This is a genomic window from Halobacteriovorax sp. YZS-3-1, assembly GCF_047084945.1.
In the GTDB taxonomy this organism is placed as follows: Bacteria; Bdellovibrionota; Bacteriovoracia; order Bacteriovoracales; family Bacteriovoracaceae; genus Halobacteriovorax_A; species Halobacteriovorax_A vibrionivorans.
This window is the reverse complement of sequence record NZ_JBKIYI010000001.1, coordinates 1,114,623-1,134,607: the sequence shown is the minus strand read 5'-3', so window position 1 is coordinate 1,134,607 and position 19,985 is coordinate 1,114,623. Positions and strand designations below refer to the sequence as shown.

16 protein-coding genes are annotated in these 19,985 nt (G+C 35.3%); 8 read left to right on the top strand and 8 right to left on the bottom strand.

Annotated features, from left to right (window positions below):
- Nucleotides 1–51: 51 nt before the first annotated feature.
- The 3 genes from ACMAZI_RS05460 (at nucleotide 52) to ACMAZI_RS05450 (ending at nucleotide 3,107) form a co-directional block, all read left to right on the top strand.
- Nucleotides 52–276, top strand: coding sequence for a hypothetical protein (locus ACMAZI_RS05460; RefSeq protein ID WP_412473591.1), 225 nt, complete (start codon nucleotides 52–54; stop codon nucleotides 274–276).
- Nucleotides 277–341: 65 nt separating this feature from the next.
- On the top strand, nucleotides 342–2,516 hold the full coding sequence (locus tag ACMAZI_RS05455) for an OsmC domain/YcaO domain-containing protein (protein ID WP_412473592.1): 2,175 nt from the start codon (nucleotides 342–344) through the stop codon (nucleotides 2,514–2,516).
- A gap of 45 nt (nucleotides 2,517–2,561) precedes the next feature.
- Nucleotides 2,562–3,107, top strand: coding sequence for a glutathione peroxidase (locus ACMAZI_RS05450; RefSeq protein ID WP_114705222.1), 546 nt, complete (start codon nucleotides 2,562–2,564; stop codon nucleotides 3,105–3,107).
- A 36-nt stretch (nucleotides 3,108–3,143) separates the two neighbouring features.
- Here the strand turns inward: ACMAZI_RS05450 and ACMAZI_RS05445 are convergent, their stop codons facing one another.
- On the bottom strand, nucleotides 3,144–3,524 hold the full coding sequence (locus tag ACMAZI_RS05445; RefSeq protein WP_412473593.1) for a hypothetical protein: 381 nt from the start codon (nucleotides 3,522–3,524) through the stop codon (nucleotides 3,144–3,146).
- A 171-nt stretch (nucleotides 3,525–3,695) separates the two neighbouring features.
- On the opposite strand from ACMAZI_RS05445, the gene ACMAZI_RS05440 reads away from it, so the two are divergent.
- The 4 genes from ACMAZI_RS05440 (at nucleotide 3,696) to ACMAZI_RS05425 (ending at nucleotide 6,986) form a co-directional block, all read left to right on the top strand.
- On the top strand, nucleotides 3,696–4,007 hold the full coding sequence (locus ACMAZI_RS05440) for an NGG1p interacting factor NIF3 (RefSeq protein ID WP_412473594.1): 312 nt from the start codon (nucleotides 3,696–3,698) through the stop codon (nucleotides 4,005–4,007).
- Between the two features lie 8 nt (nucleotides 4,008–4,015).
- Nucleotides 4,016–4,363, top strand: coding sequence for a 4a-hydroxytetrahydrobiopterin dehydratase (locus ACMAZI_RS05435; RefSeq protein WP_114705225.1), 348 nt, complete (start codon nucleotides 4,016–4,018; stop codon nucleotides 4,361–4,363).
- Between the two features lie 50 nt (nucleotides 4,364–4,413).
- A complete protein-coding gene (locus tag ACMAZI_RS05430; protein ID WP_412473595.1) occupies nucleotides 4,414–5,784 on the top strand; it encodes a family 14 glycosylhydrolase in 1,371 nt (456 codons plus the stop codon).
- Nucleotides 5,785–5,897: 113 nt separating this feature from the next.
- Nucleotides 5,898–6,986: a catalase gene (locus ACMAZI_RS05425; RefSeq protein ID WP_412473596.1), complete on the top strand. Its 1,089-nt coding sequence runs from the start codon at nucleotides 5,898–5,900 to the stop codon at nucleotides 6,984–6,986.
- A 16-nt stretch (nucleotides 6,987–7,002) separates the two neighbouring features.
- Here ACMAZI_RS05425 and ACMAZI_RS05420 read toward each other — a convergent pair whose 3' ends face one another.
- From ACMAZI_RS05420 to ACMAZI_RS05405, 4 genes are all read right to left on the bottom strand, one after another.
- Nucleotides 7,003–9,687 (bottom strand): hypothetical protein, encoded by a 2,685-nt coding sequence (locus tag ACMAZI_RS05420; RefSeq protein WP_412473597.1) that lies wholly within the window; start codon nucleotides 9,685–9,687, stop codon nucleotides 7,003–7,005.
- Nucleotides 9,684–10,157, bottom strand: a complete 474-nt coding sequence (locus ACMAZI_RS05415; RefSeq protein WP_120405179.1) for a hypothetical protein — start codon at nucleotides 10,155–10,157, stop codon at nucleotides 9,684–9,686. The genes ACMAZI_RS05420 and ACMAZI_RS05415 overlap by 4 nt, the downstream gene beginning before the upstream one ends.
- Before the next feature lie 41 nt (nucleotides 10,158–10,198).
- Nucleotides 10,199–12,106: a hypothetical protein gene (locus ACMAZI_RS05410; RefSeq protein ID WP_412473598.1), complete on the bottom strand. Its 1,908-nt coding sequence runs from the start codon at nucleotides 12,104–12,106 to the stop codon at nucleotides 10,199–10,201.
- Between the two features lie 93 nt (nucleotides 12,107–12,199).
- Entirely contained in the window at nucleotides 12,200–12,826 is a 627-nt protein-coding gene (locus tag ACMAZI_RS05405) for a hypothetical protein (protein WP_412473599.1), read from the bottom strand.
- 181 nt (nucleotides 12,827–13,007) lie between these two features.
- Between ACMAZI_RS05405 and ACMAZI_RS05400 the strand changes: the two genes are divergently transcribed.
- Nucleotides 13,008–14,168, top strand: a complete 1,161-nt coding sequence (locus ACMAZI_RS05400; RefSeq protein WP_412473600.1) for a PAS domain-containing protein — start codon at nucleotides 13,008–13,010, stop codon at nucleotides 14,166–14,168.
- Nucleotide 14,169: 1 nt separating this feature from the next.
- On the opposite strand, the gene ACMAZI_RS05395 is transcribed toward ACMAZI_RS05400, so the two are convergent.
- The 3 genes from ACMAZI_RS05395 to ACMAZI_RS05385 form a co-directional block, all read right to left on the bottom strand.
- Nucleotides 14,170–15,087, bottom strand: coding sequence for a hypothetical protein (locus ACMAZI_RS05395; RefSeq protein WP_412473601.1), 918 nt, complete (start codon nucleotides 15,085–15,087; stop codon nucleotides 14,170–14,172).
- 72 nt (nucleotides 15,088–15,159) lie between these two features.
- Entirely contained in the window at nucleotides 15,160–15,999 is an 840-nt protein-coding gene (locus tag ACMAZI_RS05390) for a methyltransferase domain-containing protein (RefSeq protein ID WP_412473602.1), read from the bottom strand.
- Between the two features lie 66 nt (nucleotides 16,000–16,065).
- Complete coding sequence (locus ACMAZI_RS05385) at nucleotides 16,066–19,941, bottom strand: hydantoinase B/oxoprolinase family protein (protein WP_412473603.1); 3,876 nt, start codon at nucleotides 19,939–19,941, stop codon at nucleotides 16,066–16,068.
- Nucleotides 19,942–19,985: the final 44 nt, after the last annotated feature.

Below are 19,985 nucleotides of genomic sequence, written 5' to 3'. Positions count from 1 at the left end.
TCCTAATAAAAAACAACAAGGTGCAATATAGAGATATACAAAGGGGAATATATGAAGAATTTAAAAGCTAGAATGATACTTAATGAATTAGAGAAGCTGATCACAGAATTAAAAGAGGCTCAAGCTACTGAAATTACGTCTAAAAAAATGGATAGAGGAAGCGAATTTGATGATTATCTAGCAATGATGTTGAGCTCCAGCGACTCTCTTACCTCATTTGAAACAATCCAATTTTCTAACTCTAGGCCAACTAAAAAGAAGTTACGTATGATCTAGGGTAAAACTTATAGGAATGAGGGGAAATAGCTGTAAATCACCTTAAATACTGCTATATCTGCCTTATGCAAGTAAACGTAAGATACCTCGATAATTTAAAAATTGAAGCCAGTTTCGATGATTTTAAAATCATCTCTGATCAGCCTGTGCGCTACAAGGGAGATGGTACAGCTCCTGGCCCTTATGACTATTTTCTGGCCTCTTCGGCCATGTGTGCAGCTTATTTTGCAAAGGTCTATTGTAAAAGCAGAGATATCCCTACAGAGGATATTCGCATAAGTCAGCAAAATATAGTGGACCCTGATAATCGCTACAAGCAATCATTTGTTATACATGCCGAGCTTCCTGCTTCAATATCTGAAAAAGATAAAAAAGGAATACTTGCTTCAATGAATCGATGTACTGTTAAGCGAGTTATTCAAAATGAAATTGATTTTAAGATAGAAGCAAAAGAAATACTTGGTAACGATGTCAAACTTGACTACGAAGTAAATGAAACCAAGACGATGATTCCAGGTAAAGATTGTTCTTTAGAAGAAACAATAAAGAATATGACAGGACTTCTAGCAAACCTGGGAATTCAAATTGAAATTGCATCATGGAGAAACCAAGTTCCTCATGTTTGGTCAGTTCACATTCGCGATGCTGACTCTCCGATGTGCTTTACAAATGGAAAAGGTGCCACAAAAGATGCGGCCCTTGCTTCTGCTCTAGGAGAATATCTAGAGCGTATTAGCACGAATTATTTCTACAGCGATTATTACCTTGGTGAAGATATCGCTAATGCAGAATTTGTTCATTACCCAAATGAGAAATGGTTTGAGATTCCAAATGATGAGTCTATTCCGACTGGATTAATGGATGAGACACTTCTTAATGCTTACGATAACGGTGGCGAGCTTAGGGCCTCAAATTTAATTGATACAAACTCAGGAAATAAAGAGCGTGGAATCTGTGCTCTACCTTTTGAGCGTCAATCTGATGGCCAAACGGTTTACATACCGGCCAACCTCATTGCGAATTTATTTGTAAGTAATGGAATGAGTGCTGGAAATACAAAATATGAAGCTCGTGTACAATGTCTTTCAGAAATTTTTGAAAGAGCTGTAAAAAATCAAATTATTACAGAAGAGATCACACTACCGGATGTTCCAAAAAGTGTTTTAGAAAAGTATCCAACAATACTTGAAGGGATTAACAAACTTGAAGAAGCTGGTTTTCCAATTGTTGTAAAAGATGCTTCTTTAGGTGGTAAGTTTCCTGTCATGTGTGTGACTCTCATGAATCCAAGAAATGGAGGTGTATTTGCATCCTTTGGTGCTCACCCACGTTTTGAAGTGGCACTTGAAAGAAGCCTGACAGAACTTCTACAAGGTCGAAGCTTTGAAGGTATGAATGACACATTCCCTCCAACATTTAATGAATTTGCTATTCGTGAACACAATAATATTGTTGATCACTTTATTGATTCAACAGGAGTTATCTCTTGGCGCTTCTTTGGTGCTAGGCCGCAATACGAATTTAACGAGTGGAATTTCTCAGGCTCAACTCAAGAAGAATATCAATATCTAATGGGAATCTTAGAAGAGCTAGGTAAAGAAGTTTATATAGCAGATTATAACGAGTTAGGAGCAAGTGCTTGTCGTATTCTTGTTCCAGAATACTCTGAAATTTATCAACCAGAAGATCTGATTTGGGACAACCATAATCAAGCACTAGACTTCAGAGAAGATATTTTAAATCTCCACTCTTTAAACAATGAAGACCTAAGTTCACTAATTGAACGACTTGAAGACAGTGAGCTTGATAATTACATGCCAATTTCTGAGTTAATCGGAGTTGCATTTGATGAAAGTACTGTATGGGGACAATTAGTTATTGGAGAACTCAAGGCACTTGGTTATCTTGCTCTACAAAATTATGAAGAAGCTAAGCATCTCGTCGAAATGCTTGGTACATTCAACGATAATACAATAGAAAGAAGACGCTTTTATCAGGCTCTCAATAATGCACTTGATATAGAACTGGCAGATGATCTTGAAATAGCGGATTATCTTGAAAGCTTCACTAAGATGTATGGCCCTGAATTAATGGAGCGAGTAACTAAGACATTAACCCTAGAGAATCGCTTTGATGGCCTAACTCAGACAAATTCTAGTCTTGTAGGTATTGATAAGCATCTAAAGTTAATTGAAAGTTATAAAAAGCTACAATTGGCACGCCACAACTTTTCTAAATAAATCTTTATGGTAACCTCTATTAGTTAAAACTATGGAGGTTATCACATGAGTACAAATATAAATGAAATTAAATTTAAAGATGGAAAAGGCCTAGATAAAACAATTAAGGACTTTGATGCTAAGGCATATCTTGTAGTCAATGTTGCTTCAAAATGTGGACTTACACCACAATACGAAGGGCTACAAAAACTATATTCTGAATACAAAGATAAAGGACTTGAAATTCTTGCTTTTCCAGCAAATGAGTTCTTACAACAAGAGCCAGGTACTAATGAAGAAATTCAAAACTTCTGTTCAATGGAGTACAACGTAACATTTCCAGTGAATGAAAAGATTGTTGTTAAAGGAGAAGGTCAACACCCACTCTATCAAGCTTTAACAGAAGGGAAAAAAGAAGCCGTAAGAAATGACAAACCAGACTTTGAGCAATTACTTACAAGCAAAGGTCTAATCTCAGGACAAGCTCATGATATACATTGGAACTTTGAAAAATTCCTTTTAAACGAAAATGGAGAAATTGTTGAAAGATACTTTCCTGACATTGATCCAAGAGATGAAAAAATCACTTCAAAAATCAAAGAACTTATTTAATAAGAAAGGACCTGCTTTAGGCAGGTCCTATATTTATTACCAATCTAGTGAACTTCTATCACAAGTTACAATATAGCCTGTAGTCCCAACTTGATGAGTCGGCCCAAAAATAATCTGTACTCCGTTAAAGTCTTGTTGTGAAGAAACCTGAATCCCTTGATCTTTATAATTTGTTGTAAAAGATGCTTGTGGACCAGAAGCTTTATCGACAAGAGCAACTTTAAATTCAATATTATCTACAACAGTACTCATTAGATTGTAACGACTAGAATTGTCTCTTTTTATTTCAAATTCTTCACCAAAAACAGTGTCATCTGAGTACTTTGAAACGTTACAAGTGTAATCTGGAAAATCAACATTTGAAGCAAATGCAGAATAAGAAATTAAAGTGGCAATTAAAATTAGAATGTTTTTCATATATCCCCCTAGTTAAGATGAAATTAAATCATCATTAAGATTAACTTTTATTTTTTCTTGGGGAGTAATTGTTGAGAGTCATTTATATCAAGAATTAGATTAATTAGTAGATATCAAGTATATTTTATAGAGTACTGTTAAGTTTTTGATCAAAAAAAAAGTGAGTTAATAATGAAAAAACTAGTATTTTTTGTTCCTGTAGATGACGCACAAGAAGTAAAAGAGGTCATCTTTAATGCCGGTGCTGGAACCATTGGAAACTATGACAAATGTTCATTTGAGACAGAAGGTATCGGTCAATTTCGTCCAAATAATCAAGCCAATCCCCATATTGGCGAATCCGGAATTATCGAAAAAGTAAGAGAACTTAAGGTGGAAACGATTTGTCCTGATGATAAAGTTAAAGAAGTAATTAAGGCGTTAAGAACGGCCCATCCCTATGAGGAGCCAGCAATCGACCTTTATGAACTCGTAAATTTTTAGGAGGAAATATGACTTCATTGAAAGAGAAAACATGTATACCTTGCCAAGGAGGGGTACCTCCCCTACCTCTTGAGGAAAAACTAAGCCTTAAAGAGCAAATCGACAAACGTTGGAGCTTCACTAATGATAAAACAAGGCTGTCTCTTGAAGTTGATTGCGAAAAGTTTGACCAACCAATGAAAATTGCAAATGAAATCGCAAAGGTTGCAGATGAGCAATGGCACCATCCTGATCTACACGTAAGCTTTGGTAAGCTGAAAGTTGATCTTTGGACACATAAAATTGATGACTTAGTGGAAAGTGATTTTATATTTGCAGCAAAAGTGGACGATATCTTAAAATCTAATAATCTATAAAAAATTCAAAATATCTATTATTTAGGGAGAAGTATCGCTATAAGTAAGACATGAAATCTAAAGCTTTACTCTCCCTCTTTCTAACATTGTATTGTTTAACGACTTCCGCAAAAGTATTCAATGTCATGGCCCCCTTAATCATAGGTGATCCAAATAACTTGTCGTCTGAATATTCAAAAGCTGAGTTACGAAAATTTCAAGATCAATTAAATGAAATAAAGTCCCTAGGAGCAACAGGAGTTAGTACTGATATCTGGTGGGGACTAATAGAAAAAGAAGATAATAAATTCAATTGGCAATACTATCAAGTGCTGAGTGATCTTATTATAGACGCTGGCCTAAAGTGGGTTCCGATTCTATCATTCCATCAATGTGGTGGTAATGTTGGTGATACATGTGATGTACCAATCCCAAATTGGTTATGGCAAAAGTATGGTGCGAGTGCCATGTCTAAAAGTGAGCAAGGAAACTTTTCAAAAGAATATCTATCTGTTTGGTCTACCCACAAAGCGATCAATGAATTTTATGAGGTCATGGGTTCATTTAAAATGAACTTTTCACATAAGATGAAAGATATATATGAAATTAATGTAAGCCTTGGCCCTGCCGGTGAGCTTCGCTATCCTTCATATAATTCACACGATAATGGATCAGGTTATCCAACACGTGGAGCGCTTCAAGCCTACTCTGAGCTAGCAGTAGAAAGCTTTAGAAACTACGTTAGAAATAAGTATTCTAATATTGATACTGTAAACTTCATGTGGGGCTTTAATCTATCTTCTTTCAAAGAAGTTGCACCTCCTAATCCTTTCTTCTTTTTTCCAGCTCAAGAACAACATACTAATTATGGTAAGGACTTTTATAATTGGTATTCTAAAAGTTTACGAGAGCACGGAAAGAGAATTCTTGGAGCGGCCATTGATACCTTTAGAACAGAGGCCCATATTCAATTAGGCTTTAAAGTACCAGGAATACACTGGCGAGTTGCACCAGGTGCTGATCGATTGGCAGAGCTTAATGCAGGACTGATATCAACAGATCAAGATATCTTTAGTGATAAAACAGGTCATGGTTATAATAGGATCATCGGTATTATCAATGAACTTAGAAAAGAGAAGGACTTTCATCAATTAAATTTTCATTTTACTTGTTTAGAAATGAATAATCTTGAAGGGCCAACAAATGCTCAAAGCTATGCGAAGGCATTAGTATTCTGGGTTGCTCAAGAAGCACAAAGACAAGGCGTACGTATCTTAGGAGAAAATGCTTTAGCAGGTACACTCTACTCCCACAAAGCTTGGGATAATATTGCAGATGCACTCTACTTTGGAAACTATGATGGAGTTACCTTTTTACGAATGGGTACGATCCTTAGCAGTCAGCTAGCAAAAGACAGATTTAGACAAATGACAAAACAATAATTACAAGTACTTATATAGAAATCACTCACCAGAAAGGTAATTTTACCGCATTTAATGGTCCTTGGAGTATTTGGTAATTAAGGTAAAATAATTTAGGAACAAGTGAGGGGTTTATGAAGAGTTTAAAGATTGTAGCTTTATTAAGCTTAATAATTTCATGTCAAAATCAAAAGAGTGAACGACAAGTTGCCTCAGTCAATGCACTTCAACCAAAAGTAGAACAAGGTGAAGTCTGGGGACAAGATGAAGTAGCAAATATGAATCGTGTCGGTGAGATTTTCAAAGAAACACTAATCGAAGCGACAGGAAATAATAAAATCATGAAAAGGGATGCTCATCCAAAACATCATGGTTGTGTAAAATCAGAACTTACAATTGATAATTCTAAACTACCTCAAAAACTAAGAGTTGGCCTATTTGAAGAAAATAGAAAATATCAAAGTATTATTCGCTTCTCTAATGGAGACCCTGATCCTTCAAAAGCAGATATCGAAAAAGATATTCGAGGTATGGCCGTAAAAATAATCGGCGTTCCCTATCAAAACTATCTTCAAGATATAGGTCTTGAAGGAAATAAGAATATCCACGATTTAGTTATGATGAATGCTGATAGTTTCTTTATTGCAAATCCTAAAAAGTATGAAAAATTTATGGAAGCAACACAAGGACGATTTGGTGTTATTGGATACTTACTGACTCATTGGGGATCAATTAAGAGAATAATGAAGGCACGAGTTGAAGTCTCAAATCCACTTGATATCGACTACTCTTCAGCAACACCTTATAAACTAGGTAGTACCAGCATGAAAATGAGCTTTAAATCATGTCGTAAGAACAAGGATACGATTCCAGACAATCCTAGTCATGATTACTTAGGAGAGCGCTTAGCAAAAACTCTTAAGAGTGAACAAGGTTGTTTTGACTTCTATATTCAACCAAATAAAGATCCAAAAAAGAATAATATCGAAAATGCAATGCTATCGTGGGATGAGAAGAAATCACCACAAATTAAGGTTGGACGCCTAATCGTAAATAGGCAGCATCGAGTTCGTGACGAAATGAGAATGTCAGCATGTGAGAATATGACCTTTAATCCATGGCGAGCACCACAAGTTAATCGACCATTAGGAGGCGTAAATAGAATTCGTCTTGAGGTCTATTTGAATCAGTCAAAATTAAGACATGACTATAACGGGATATAGGATTCTATATCCCCTTTTAAATCCCATCATAGAAACGTGAGACCCTTGCCATTTTTGCCCATTCAGAAAGAGTCATTTGAACGGCCATCTCGACATCTTCTTTTTCAAAGGACTCACCTTTTCTTTTCATCTCTATTAATTCACGATCAATTTTTCCCATTTCATCAATAAAGTACTGTCTTGCTTCAACGATTTGTTTCTTATCTTCTGAAGTAAGCTCTCTAAATGTCCCTCTTTGATAATCAAAGTAGCGTCCCTCTTCAAATCGATTCAAAGCAATGGATGCAGTGATTACATCATTTTTTAAAGTATCTAAGAATGAATCACTTACTTTTCCTGCTAGATCACGACCTATTAAGTCTTGATTAACTCGTAAAGCAGGCATATTTTTTCGAGTAACTTCAGTTGGGAGACTCTCCCATTTGAAATCCTGAACTGTAGCTGTAACCTTCTTCATATGATCACTTAGAATATCTAACTTTCTAGTTGTATCTCTTAATTCAAGTCCCACTTTCTTATGCTTAGAAACTGGAGACTTTCCATATAAATCACCTCGAATTCCCATTGAAAAGAACTTATGGGAACGTACACCAATACTTGATAAAGTCTCCGGTAAGGCATTATTCATACTTCTCTTAGCTTTAGCAGGGGCATCCTCGGCAAAGTGAGCAATTCCTGTTAATTCATTACCGTGAAGACCTTCTTCCATACCTTTTAGATAGAGATAATCATTTGTATGTTTAGACCAAAGTTGAAATCGATCAAACTTATCGTAATTTTCTGGTAAATCGAAAACAACATGGGCATGAAAAGAATGGGTTTCTCCTGTAAGTTCTGAGACCTCTGAAATTTCATCTAGAGTTCGCTCAAGGCTGATTTCATACTTCTTATTCGCAATTTCCCAAATAGGACTCTTATCAATTAAATAGTCTCCTACTTCTTGGGAAAAACCACCTAGATAATGAGGTTTAAACTCTGTTCCAGTAATTTTATCTTCAGAAACTTTTTTCCGAGAGATCATAGTCGCTTTTCTAACAAGGCTTAAGCGTTGTTCGCCACTTAAGTTTAACCACTCTTCATCAGTATAATTTGAAGTCTTGTACCAAAGTGTAATATCATCGACCTTACTTTCTTTTTCAAACGAGAATGTAACGAGAGTTCCAGGTGGCCCCCTAATTGGTCTTACATTTTTAAAATATTCATTTCGGGCCATGAGGTAGCGAAGAGAATCGCTATTCTTTTCAATACCATCTTTTAATAAGAAGTCATATAAATAGAGAGCATGCGCATCTGATTTAACCCACTGATCAAACTTCTTAAACTTTTGTGCACTACTTGATGACTTAACGATATTTGAATAAAGAGATAGAACATCACTATATGCATCCCCATCATTGAGTGAAGAGACTAATGAGCGAGGATTTCTAATGTCAGAAATATCTTCCCCAAGTCTTTGTGCATATGCTTTAAATTTCTGTTGCTCGTCTTTATTAAGGCCATTAATCATTTGTCCTAATTGATTTTTTTGAGATTCATTGAGCTCTTGTGTCCCCTTTATCCCAAGTGAATTGTAATATGAATCATCTTGAAAATTAAAACGTCTTCCATTTAAACGATCTATTGCCGCAATTGTTCTTTTACGATCTACATTATTTATACTCTCGTTAATAATCTTACCTGTATCTATATCTAGATATGAAATTGATAATTCATTTCCATTATCAGATTTGATAACAGGGTTAGCGAACTTACGAATTTTATTTTCTTTAGAGCGAATAACAACTAATTGGATTCCTTGACCGATTTGAGGAGCAGAAAGAAAATCATGTTTTTCTTCTTTTATAATCTCTTCTAACTTAGCTGATACAGCTCTTGTATTTGAGTTCTGGGCCTCTTCTGGACTTATGGCCCTAGCGGTTTTCTTTTTCGCTAGATCTTCATCCGATACAATTGATGATTGTGGTTTTTTTGTATGTTCTGAAACGACCTCTTTAAGTCGTTTCACCATCTTTGGACCTTTAAAGATCAGCGTCACAGCAGCGGCAGGAGGCATAATTACCTCGCCAACGATCTCACATACTCTTGCCTGTCTTGCTTTTTGATTATAACAACCTAATGTATAGTAGGTATCTTTAATCATATCAGAGATGGCATCCATCCCCATCTTCATAATATCTTTAGCAACAAGAAGTGATGCATCCACATCATCGCCTGTTTCTTCATAAGCTTTATCAAATTCAATAGCTAAGTAATTCTTAAAAGAATCATAGTATTCACCGAGGGCCTCATTCTTTTCTTGTCGTAATTCAGAATCAAACACATAACCAAGGCTTCCCTTTATCATTTCAACAACAAATTCAAAAAGGTTCACGAGTGAGCGCCAAAGTCCTCGAAAACAATTATATATGAAAGAAAAACTTGTAATATCGATTTCATTTTCATCGATACTTTCACAAGTTATCTTCTCGTCTTCTTCAACATCTTTACATGCATCGCTATTTTTAACGACCTCACAAAAACTTTGAAATGTATCTTCAGATAAAGGTCCTTTAACTGAGCTTTCAGAACTACAACTAATATAGTCATAAGTATCAGTTACTGAGCCAAAAGATCTAAATTGATCAATTATGTCACTATTACTAAATGCTAGGACATTAAAACTTAGAAAAAGAATAATAATAGAACTTAATAGTTTTCTCATTTACGACTCTCCCACTTAAGAGTCGATTGAAAAAAGCTACTTATTACTTCTTTGTTTAACTTGTCTTTATCAAGAGAAGTAATGAGACTAATAACACGTTTATCATTTAAAAAAGTGTGTCTTTCATAAAAATAATTTTTAAGACCTTTACGATCAATATAATAACCAGAAATTGTTAACTCATCATTCTGCCACTTATATTCAAAAGCATTCCAATCACTAATCCCTAAAAACTTCATTCCATTTCGCTTTTTCTTCTCAAGTGACTTAACAAATTTGTCGCGCTTATCAATATTAGCTAAAAATGATTTTGATGATTTTAAAACTTGAGTTGATCCTCTAATACTTTTTGTTTGGGTACTCTTCCAAATCGTCGTATTTCCAATTTCACGCTTTGGTTGCCATATAATTTTTAAAGCAAACGTCTGAAATAGAATGAAAAATAATAATAAGCACTTAGGGAATCTCATACCTATCTCATCGGCTATTATGAGTTAATACTTGAGGAATATTAAGGCCTTATCTCTAGAACAACATCTCGATCGAGGTCTTTTACTCGATTAAAATTGATGCCACGTTTTTTTAGAATTCTCTCATATAAACGCTCATGGGCCTTTGATGTGAATATATAAATTCCATCCAGAGAATCATCTGCATCCATTGAAGTGATTAATTGGCTTAGTAATTCTTCGCTTAATTTGCGATCTCCTTTTTTATCATCAACAGTAAAACGAACCGCTTCTGCAACCTTTCGCCCAGGACGACGATCGACCTTTACCCCTGTTGCTTTTTCAAAGGGCATTAATTCATCAGCTTTTGAAGATGTTACAAAGGCCAGTCCACCTCTCATGGAATCAGCTGCCCCTTTTTCTGTACTAATAATCAAAGTGGTTCGATCTTCCATTTGTCGACTACTTTGAATGAAGTCTTTTACTTCATTTTCAGAGAGGTTTAATCTTCGCTGATAAGTATCTGAAACAAAATTCCAATAATTTGAACTCATTGTCCTAACTTCTTTATTTGAACTATTAAGATTTAGAACATAATAATCACCCTTCTCAATAGAAAGCTTATATCCTGCATCTCCAAATACTTCATTATCGATTGGCTTCTTTCCAAGATAAAAGCTAAGCTCATCCATTGTCTTAACATGGAAAAGACGGGAATTTGGATCATATTTCTTTGATAATTCAAAGGCCTGCTTAATTGGACCTAAAGATGAAAGACCACTTAGAGCTGTACTCACGGAAGTTAAGAGAATCTCTTGGCTTAGCTCCTCAGAACACTCTGTATATTTTTGATAATAAGTATGTTGCTTAGACTTTATAAAATTATTTAATAAAGATTCACATTGTTCTTTTTTCTTAGGTATTGCAACGAGATCTTTTGCAAAAAAAGTTGCACTAGAGAGTCCTGTCGTTGCTTTTGTAATTGAAGCATAGATTTCTTCTCTCATTCCCCACTTTGCTAATCCTAGGCCACGAAGCCCCCAAACACTTAATCTAAAGGCAGGGCCTGCAACAAAAGGAGCAACAAACATTCCAATCTCAAGGCCTAATTCCTTTATTTTCTGATCAGTTAAGTAACTTTTATTCCTCTCATAAAGACTGCACGCTAGACTTGGCTCTTTCATAACCTCTTTTCGCCAATCTAATGTTGATAAAATAGAGGAAGTTGTATCATCAACGACATCATTGCCATTTATAATATCAAAGAGGACTTTAATTCTCTCTTTTTGTAATTCCTCATTAACTTCTTCGTTGATAGCAAAGTCATATTGTCTTTGCTCAGGAGAAAATCGCGTATTAATCTCCCTTATTTGATCTTGAGCACCAGATAAATAATCAGAGTATGTTTTGACCAGTGCGGATTTAAGATCTCCCTCATCTTTACTTTTAATGATATTTTCAATTTCTGGCCCTGCTAAAATGGGGCGTTTAGAAAGTAGTAAAATCTTTAGCTTTTGAAGTTTTTTTAAATGCTCTTCATTTTCAATTCGCATCTTTGGACTACAGACTCTAAAGCAGATATTTAATTTATCTGAGACGATTTCAATTTGCTTGGTAATTTCTTTTAACTTTAAATAATCACTTTCAATATCTTTGAATTCATTTATATACCATTGCCTACTTTCATCCTCTTCGACAAAGTCATTACGTAAAAAGCGCAACATCCCTTTGTTATTGTCTATTTCAGCTTGAAGAAGGTCTTTTTTCTCTTCTACTTTTTCAATAATCCAATGCCAACGACGTAATGAATTTTCACTAATCTCTTTAGGAAGGATTGATTTGGGAATTTCAAGAGTTGAACAACTTGGATCTTCCAAACGAAGAGAATTACATAATTCCTCAATAGACTCTGCCCTAGTTACGATACTCGCAACAAGAGCAATAAAAATGATAATCCCCTCTAATCTCATAGGGTTCTTATCGGTTATATTAAAAATAAATCAAGAGAATTTATAGAAGGATTCTTTGCGCGCCACATATTTTCGATAGCTTACATTATCTAGTTATTTATAAATCAACCTCTTCTTTGTCAGGCGAATAAGGCGATAAAGAGAAGTAAACTTCTCTTTTCCCTTACGCTGGCAAAGCTGATCATCTCTTGAAGCAATTTCTACGACTGCTCTTCTAACCTGCTCATAAGAAAAATCAGTATTTTTATATTTACGATTAACTCTTTCAACAAAAGTATTAAAAAGATTTTCTTCTCGCTTATATTTATTTTCTTGAAGTTGAAGAACTTCTTCTTCTATCTTTGAATCAATATCCTGATTTGCAAATTCATGCTCTTCTACTTCAGACATTTTTAAAACAATATAAGCACCTATAATTCCCTTTTCGTTCTTTAAAAGATCGAAGAAGGCGGCCACAGTTGATATAGATAAGACAACAGGAATGGAGCCTGGAACGAAAGCAACAATAAAAGCCGCAGCAGGTTTACCAATGACTTTAGATAGCCAATAAAAACCCTTAAGTTTGTATACCCAGCCTTCATCATTTTCCACAGACTCTTTAGGATAAAATGTCTCTATTTTATCTTGGTACTGCTTTATACACTTATACTCAGTACTTGCTTGTACAGGTACACTTAGCATAAAGACGCTTAATAATATTATTGAAATAACCTTTCTCATTGAAAATAATCTAGCATATCAAATCGTATTACTTAGATATACTCGCGATTTCATGAAATTATTATGTGAAAAATATTTAGACACCAAGCTTGAGTATTTCACTAAAAAACTAAGAAACTTAAGCTAAGCCTTTGTTTTTAATTAACTTAGCTAACTACACTTCTAAACCGAAGATTAACTCGTGGTACAAAAAATTAACTTAGATATTCTTCTCGAAAGTATCGATGGCATAGCCTACCGGTGTCGCAATGATAAATATTGGACTATGGAGTTCATTACCTCTGGTATTGAAAGAATCACTGGTTATACACAAGATGAGATCTTAAACAATGCCAAGGTTTCTTTTGATGATATTACTCTTAAAGAAGATAAACTAATCGTTAGACAGACTGTTGATGAGGCCCTTGAAGCTCATAACTACTACACAACAGAATATAGAGTTAGACACAAGGATGGGAGGATTATCTATTTATGGGAGCAAGGTGTTGGCGTTTATGACGGCGATAAGATTATTGCATTAGAAGGATATATCTGTGATATCACAGCACAAAAGCAGACAGAAATAGAACTTAAAGAAAAAGTACAACAACAGGCAATGGAGCTATTAAGAGAAAAAGAAAAAGAAATTGAGCGCACTAATTACTTAAGAATATTAGAGTTAATAAAGTCAATGGCACATGAATTAAGAAACCCTTTGAACCTCTCAATAAATTCAACTCATCTACTTGAAGAAGAAATTAAAAAGATAAGGCCAGATAATACAAAAGCACAACGCGTTCTATCAATATTAGAGGGTTCAAATAATCGAATCAATGAAATTGTTGAAACCATAGAGCTGACTTTTCGATCAGCAACACACAAGAGAGGAAAGCAAGAACTTTATGATTTAATCATAGAAAGCACATCTCATTTTCATAAAAAGATAAAAAAACATGGAATTCAAATAGAGATTGATGAAGGTGTAAAAGATTATATGATATTGGCAACAAAGGAAAACTTCATACAATCATTGAAAAATATAATTAAAAACTCGATTTCTGCAGTTAAAAAAAATAATGATAAATCTCGCAAGAAAATAGAGATATATGCCAGTATAGATTCTAAAAACAATCTGCGATTAACAATAAAAGACTTTGGTATCGGTATATCTAAAGAGTACTTAGATATGATAACACTCCCCTTCATATCAACAATAACAAGGAGTAAAGGAAGTGGACTAGGACTTAGTGCTGCAAAATATCTTCTACAAGATGATAATCTTGAACTAAGTTTTAACAGCAAAGAAAATGCATGGACAGAAGCCTATATAAATATACCAGAGAATAGCTGGGCCAAGATATAAACTATTCGACTTTTAAAAGAAGAAGGTTACTACTTACATTCTTCATAATATCCAATGAGACACTTCCAATTGATAAGTGCTCAAACGTATAGTGCTGAGGCTTTATAATCACCAGATCAGAGTTTTCTTTTTGCACAATTTCTTCTACACGCTTAGCTGCATCTTCGTTTAGTACCATCTCCAAAGAATACGAACACTCGATATTGGCATCACTCATAATTCTGTGTGCTTTCTGTAATTCTTTTTCTGCTTTACTACGCATATCAGATAATTCACTTGTTAAAATTTCTCGAGGATAAGGCTCATTGGAAAAAAGCTCTAGACTATACCCCACAAAGTTAATTGGGACGACACAATCCATATGGACCTTTGCTTCATTACATTTAGCGATGTGAATAACTTTTGCTAAATCGTCTTCATCTAAAGGTGTATAAGGTATTAAATAAGTAAAGTGAGAATAATTCTCTACGGCCTTCTTACTTACGAGAACATCTTTTTTTACATGAAATAAAGACTTCTCTGCAAATGTATTTAAAAAGAAGCGATGAAAGACACCATGATGAGTAATTCCTATTGCCATCATCTCTAGATCAACATGCTCTGTTAGATGCTCAATTCCTTCATTGATTGTGCCTTCAAAGTTTTCAAAATCAACCTTTTCTTTTTCAATCCCTACTCTTGCTAACGCCTTATTGGCCATATCTAGAACAGTAGCTTCAATATCTTTATTCCAAATAGGATCTTTAATATAGCGAGGCTTAACAGTAAGAGGATGAAATTGTTTATTTAACTGAGGAGTCATTGTATCGATATGATAAATTTTGGGTTTAAGCCCGAGACTACTCGCAAAGGAGTATCCAGACTTAAGGTTATTATCTGAGCCTTCATAGAGATCTGAACAGATTAGCATTTCTTTCATATTTCCTCCGAAGAATATAACATACTCATTTTATTTTCATCGAAGAATTTAAGATACTTAATTTAAGTTAGCTTATAGAGTTTGGTAGATATTTACGACTCGACCTTCTTGCTTACGACTGTCATTACCTTCAACAAGCTTTAGTCCATCAAGTTCATTTAATGCCGAAAGCATGATTTCATCCCAACCAGAAATAAAGAATAAATAAAACTTCTGGCCATCATCAATAAGGTTCTTAAAATGTCCGATTAAATGAGGAACATTTTCAGTACCAACAGAGTCATAAAGATAATAAGCATCATATCCGTGGAACGCTTGCGGATCCTTTAAAAAGTCACAAGTTTGAAATCTTACATTATCCAAAGAGAAGTATTTTGAGATTTCATTAGTAAACTTGACCCTTTCATCAACTAATTCTAATCCCAGATAATTTAATTCCTTCTTAACCTTCATGGCCAGGTAAAATAGAGCTCTTCCAGAACCGGAACCAAGATCACATAGGTTGCTAATACCATCAGTTGAATTAATGAAATTTACGAGAATATCCAGATCATCATAACAGGCAGTATAGACATGGTAGTTTTCGCCGAAGATTACATTGTCATCATCGCCGTTACACTCATTACCATCTTCATAGTCTTCAGGATAAAGCTCCTCAATACCAATGACTCTTAGAAGGCGATCTAAAATGAGATCACGAAAGCTTGGATCAAACTCCCCCGCAGCGATAACTTTTTGAACAAGCTCAACAACTTCCCCAACTAATGGGAAACTCAGTCCATCAAAATATCTCTCATTAAGAATAAGTGCATCTCTTCGATTAACTTTACAGATCTTGTTAAGAAACTTTGACTGCTTTTCAAATGGTTGTGACAGGACCTTAGTCCACTTCTTTTCAGGCTTTTGAAACATAAGTACTCATACCATCTAAAATGCCTTGATGCACCATTTAAATTTGCTCTTTCTAAATTCTATCTATTATAAGGCCTTTAAATAGTTATTTAACGTTCCTAAATTATAGGCCCCACTATAAACAAGCCAGTGATAGATATTAGTTGGAGAAATATCCGGCTCCTTATCATTTACATCATAACAATAGACCTTAAGTTTTCGCCCATTATCATTAATTACTTCTCTTTGGATTCGAGTGTAATTATTCATACTACACTCTATTTCATCTAGAGTTGCTAGGTCATGATCATTTAAGCGATAGACAGCACCCCACATACTCTTTCCAGGGGCTTCATACATATCAGCAACGCCACCCTTTCTAACTTCAGAATAGGTTGTATAGCGCAACTCATAGCCGTCTAATCTGGCCCTGGTTACAAATGAAGAACTAGGACATCTCTTTCTAATTTGAGAAATATCCATATTAGAACCAAATCCAAAAACAAGATGCTCTCCTTCATCAGGGGCCTTACCAAAGCCTCCTCCACCAGGAGTACAAACCATAAGTCGATCCATCTTCTCAACTTTAGTTTGAAAGCATTCTTCTAACTCAATAACTTCTCCGTTCTTTCTCTCTAGAATATTCTTTCCTCTTAGGCCATCTTCCCCACCATTTATTCCAGTAGGAGAACTAAGCCTTCTTTGCGAGATCATACTTAAGTCACTATCTTGTAGAAATAAGAGATGACGGTAGATTCCACTTCCTCCACGGAACTCTCCAATTCCACCACTTCCTTGTCTAATTCCCATCAATTCGATGCGAACAGGTAAGCGACTCTCAAAGACTTCGGGATCAGTAAGAAGAGAATTAGTCATACCTACTTGAATAGCACTTGCACCATCTCCACTAGAACTTGCACCGGCCCCGCCACCAAGAGTTTCGTAATATTGGTATTCTTCGTTACCAAAACTTAAATTATTCATTGTCCCTTGCCCATGGGCCTTAACACCAAGAGATTCAAAAATGAGATCACAAATAACTTGAGATGTTTCGACGTTACCTGCAACAACAGCACTTTCAATACTTGGATTTAGTAGAGAGCCCTTAGGGATCTTTATGTCTAAGTATCTAGCAATACCATCATTAAGAGGAATCTCTTCTTTTATAAGACAACGTAGTGCAAATAAAATCGATGCTTTCACTACTGGCAGTGGCGTATTAAAGTTATGATCTCCGCAAGGAGATGTTCCAGAAAAATCAATCACTAACTTATCTTCATGGTGATTTGTCATTTTAACAGTAATTGATCTCTCATTAGTTATATTTGTATTAGAAGTACCTTCTTTAAATTTTTTAAGCACTTCAATAATCTTCTTATGTGAATAAGCTAAGATCGCTTCGGCCATTGCTAGAGTTTTTGTAGCACCATAAGAATCAACTAAAGAGTGAAGCTCTGTGCGTGCTTTTTGATTTGCCGCAAATTGGGCCTTAATATCATGAATATTTTGAATTGGTATTCGAGCAGGAAATTGTCCTTCTTTTAAAATCTTAGAAAGTTTCTCTTCTAAGAAGCGTCCTTTTTCAATAATTCTCTCAGGAGCAATAACAACGCCTTCTTGAGACAATTTTGTGCTCTTTCCGGGCATTGATCCAGGACTTATTCCTCCGATATCAGCATGGTGTCCTCGGCTGGCCACATACATTGATAGCTTCCCTTCAAAGAAGATCGGTGTAATAGCAGTAATGTCTGGCAAATGTGTACCGCCATAATTAGGATCATTACAAATAAATCCATCACCTTCATTGATATCATCGTTAAATTTTTCAGCGATGGCCTTAACAGCATCCCCCATAGACCCTAAATGAACTGGGATATGGGGCGCATTTGCTAATAGCTCTGCATCTTTTGTAAAAAGCGCACAAGAAAAGTCATTACGTTCTTTAATCGTTATACTATGTGCCAAGTTTTGTAGAGTATGCCCCATTTGTTCGGCTATCGATTGAAATCTTTGATAGTAAATCTCTAGCTCTACTTTGGCGTCACGCTCTGAAGTTTCATCTTGCTTTACATCTTCTTCTTTCGTAAGAATCCATTCACCATACTTATTTTTAGAACCTCTCCATCCTTCATCAAAGACCAAGCAGGTATTATTTGCGCTTAAAAGAGCTGGGCCTTCAATGTCATTAAGTGCCTCATCCTTTATTAACTCTTCATTATGTCCAGAAAGCCTCTCTCCAGTTGAGACGAGACTAACAACTTCTGCCTCCCCTTCAAACTCAACACCAAAGAGCTTTTCATAGGCCTTTGAGAACTCGTTTGAGATAGCATTAAACTTTTCTGCTGATACATTAATTTCATAATCACTACCCTTTGCACGCATCAGTAGCTCATTTGTAAAACGATCAACATTATTTAAATTTTCTTCAATCTCTTTATGTAGCTCAGTGAATTTCTCTTTAATCTCTTCTTCATTTATCTTAGAAAAGTTTTTAGTATAAGCTTTCATGACACGAAAACTTTCATTTGCTGTCCCTATTCCATAAGCTGATAAAACACTTGAAAATGGATGAACAAAAATTTTCTTAATACCAATAGCGTCTGCAACTTTACATGCCATTTGCCCCGCAGCTCCACCAAAGCTCACCATTGTGAAATCTGCTGGATCTTCACCCTTTTCAACTGAAACTTTTTTAATTGCACGTGCCATTGTTGAAGCGGCAACATCAAGAAATCCCTCTGCAACCTCTTTAGCATCCATTCCAGCTTCTTTAGCTAGCTTATTAAACTTCTCACTAACGATCTCTTCATCAAGAGCTTGATTGCGATTAGGTCCAAATATCTTTGGAAACTTATCCGCTTCAAGTCGTCCCAAAAAGAGGTTTGCATCGGTTACAGTTAATGGTCCTCCATTTCGATAACAAGCAGGACCTGGAAATGCCCCTGCTGACTCAGGCCCGACAGCAAATCGTCCTCCATCAAATTTTAATATTGATCCACCACCTGCTGCAACGGTATGAATATCAAGCATAGGTGCTAAAAGCTTTATTCCTAGAAAGTCTGGTTCATTATCAAGTTTGATCTCACCATCATAGATAGCAACATCAGTTGAAGTACCACCCATATCAAAAGTGATGATCTTATTGATATCTCTCTTGACACTACTTTTGATAGCACCGATTAGACCACCAGCAGGCCCTGAAAGAAGAGTATTTTGTCCTTTTAAAGTCTTAGCATCACATAATCCACCATTTGATTGCATGTAAACAATATCAACACCGCCTAAGTCATCTTCTAACTCTTTTGTATAGATATCTAAAAGAGGAGTCAGATATGCATCCACGACAGATGTCTCAGCACGATATACATACTTTGAAATAGGGCTCGTTTGATGTGATAGACTTATATATTCAAAGCCAATTTTTTTTGCGATCTGGGCAACTTTTAATTCGTGCTCGGGATTTATACATGAATGCATAAGTGCAATAGCAACTGAGCGAAGACCTTGCTCGTATAATCTCATTAATTCGAAATAGGCAATTTCCTCATCGAGTTTAGTAATGATATTTCCACTTGCATCTATTCTCTCTTTAATATTTACAACTGTTTTATAAAGAGGTTTTGCTTTTTTAATATCTAAGTCAAATAGGCGTGGACGATTTTGTCTTCTTATTTCAAGAAGATCTCTAAAGCCAAGAGTGGTAACAAGTGCACAATCAATACCGTCTCTTTCTAGGAATGCATTTGTTGCGACAGTAGTACCAAGTCTAACTTTATTAATTATTTTTGGTGAAAAATCATCTCCAAGAAGATTCTTTATACCTTGAACGACAGAAGATTTATAATGAGGAGATTTTGTGAGTAGTTTTTCCGTTTGGTAAGAGCCATTAGTATCGATGGCCACAATATCAGTGAAGGTTCCACCACAATCAATCCAAAAATCCCATTTATTATTTGTATCCATTCGTTTTAGCCTCCCGCTTTACTTCATTGTGCAGAAGGCTTAAC